2 protein-coding genes are annotated in these 1,771 nt (G+C 62.0%); both read right to left on the bottom strand.

The features are described 5' to 3' along the window. A partial coding sequence (locus ACE3S9_RS19225) for a biotin carboxylase N-terminal domain-containing protein (protein ID WP_374548083.1) occupies positions 1–583 on the bottom strand: 583 nt, incomplete at its 3' end. A 284-nt stretch (positions 584–867) separates the two neighbouring features. Continuing rightward, entirely contained in the window at positions 868–1,743 is an 876-nt protein-coding gene (locus ACE3S9_RS19220; protein ID WP_374548082.1) for a transporter, read from the bottom strand. Between the last annotated feature and the right edge of the window lie 28 nt (positions 1,744–1,771).

Below are 1,771 nucleotides of genomic sequence, written 5' to 3'. Positions count from 1 at the left end.
GGCCCGTCGCCACCGCGTCGAGCAGCATGTCTTCGGATTCAATGGGCCGCATGCCGCGCCCGCCGCCGCCCCAGGAGGCCTTGAGCATCACGGGATAGCCGACCATCGCCGCGAGGCGCCTGATTTCAACGGAATCATTCGGCAATGGGCCCGTCGCCGGCATGACCGGGACGCCGCAGGAAATCGCCAGCCTGCGCGCCGAGATCTTGTTGCCGAGAAGGCGCATGGTCTCCGGGCGGGGACCGATGAAGAGAATTCCCGCCGCGGCGCAAGCGTCGGCGAATTCCGGGCTTTCGGAGAGAAAGCCGTAGCCCGGATGAATGGCGTCGGCTCGGGCCTCCTTGGCGACGCGGATCACTTCCTCAATCGAAAGGTAGCTGTCCAGCGCTCCCAGCATCTGTGCGCCGCCGCGTCCAACTTGATAGGCTTCGTCCGCCTTGAAGCGATGCAGGGAAAGCTTGTCCTCCTCGGCATAGATGGCGATCGTCCTGATGCCCAATTCGGTCGCGGCGCGGAACACGCGAATGGCGATTTCCGAACGATTGGCGACCAGAAGGCGCTTCACACGGCAAGGGGGCGTCATGCACGAACCTCATTCAACTATGGAAATGCGCCGCCTTGTGCGGCCCGCCAAAGCGCGCGGCCGCAAGCAGCCGTGGGACCGAGATCTCAGGCCTCACCCTTGATCCGCGCCCGGCGCGTCGATTGGCGGCAAAAAGCCCGGCGCTCCATTGGCCTGTCGCCGGCGCGCCAGTTCGGGGGACGGCAGGACATTAAAAATGCGCCGATGCAGAGGGGCCTGCATCGGCGCCAGTCAGCTCTCTTAGGACGTCGAGCGCCTGGTCCTGAGAGATGCCGGAGTGCGACTTAATATTTGGCGGCCACGACGGTCGGCGCCGGCGGCGTCGGGGCCATCCAGATCGGGACGATAATATTGCTCCAGAACCGCGTGTCGTAGCCGCCGTAATTCGACTGATAGACGTCGCGCGACAATTTGAGCTGGATGTCGACCGGGCCGAAATTATAGCCAATCAGGCCGCCGACAGCGAACTGACTCTGCCTGAGATAACCCACGTGAGGGCTGCTCAGATCGGTCGAGCCGAAGGCGATGGGGCCGACTTCCCATTTGCCGAATGTTTTCGTCGCGGTCAGGTCGTAGTTGAACCAATCCGGCGCATTATATCCCGGACGATCGCCGTTCCGGCCGGTGCCATACACTCCTGTCGCGGTGAGGTTCCAGCCGTCCTTCAGATAGCTGAACGAAGCGATCTGCATGAATGACGCGAAATTGTAGGAGACGCCGATATTCGTCAATTCGCTGTCGACGGGCAGATAGACGTCCTCGTGAATGCCGAAATTGAACCCATTGCCGAGATCCCATTTGAGCCTGAATTCCAGCAGCGGATTCATCACGCCGGACTTGTTCAAGCCGACCGGATTGTCGATGCTGACCTGCGCCACCGGCGTCGCGACGGCCAGGCCGACCTGTCCGCCGAGAATGTGGTAGGGCGTCGCCCAGATGAGCCAGGCGGGAACCAGCGCGCCGACATCGGTCGCCGGATTGGTCGAACGACTGCCCCAGGTTGGAATCGTGACGTCGTAGACGCCTTCCGGCAAAGGCGCGCCAAGCGCCAAGCCGGTCGAAACGCCGGGCGGCAATTCCGAACCGGCGAATGCATTGCTGGTATTCAGGAGCAAGAGGCCAACGGCCGTCATCGCTCCCGCAATTTGGTTCAGTTTCATTTTTTCCTCCCTTGAAAAAATCGAAGCC

The sequence above is a fragment of the Rhodoblastus sp. genome (genome assembly GCF_041915505.1).
Taxonomy (GTDB): Bacteria; Pseudomonadota; Alphaproteobacteria; order Rhizobiales; family Beijerinckiaceae; genus Rhodoblastus.
This window is presented reverse-complemented; position numbering and strand designations above follow the sequence as displayed.

Bases quoted from the DNA above. Each gene is read 5' to 3' on its own strand.
- ACE3S9_RS19220 (WP_374548082.1), bottom strand. From the start codon at position 1,743: ATGAAACTGAACCAAATTGCGGGAGCGATGACGGCCGTTGGCCTCTTG.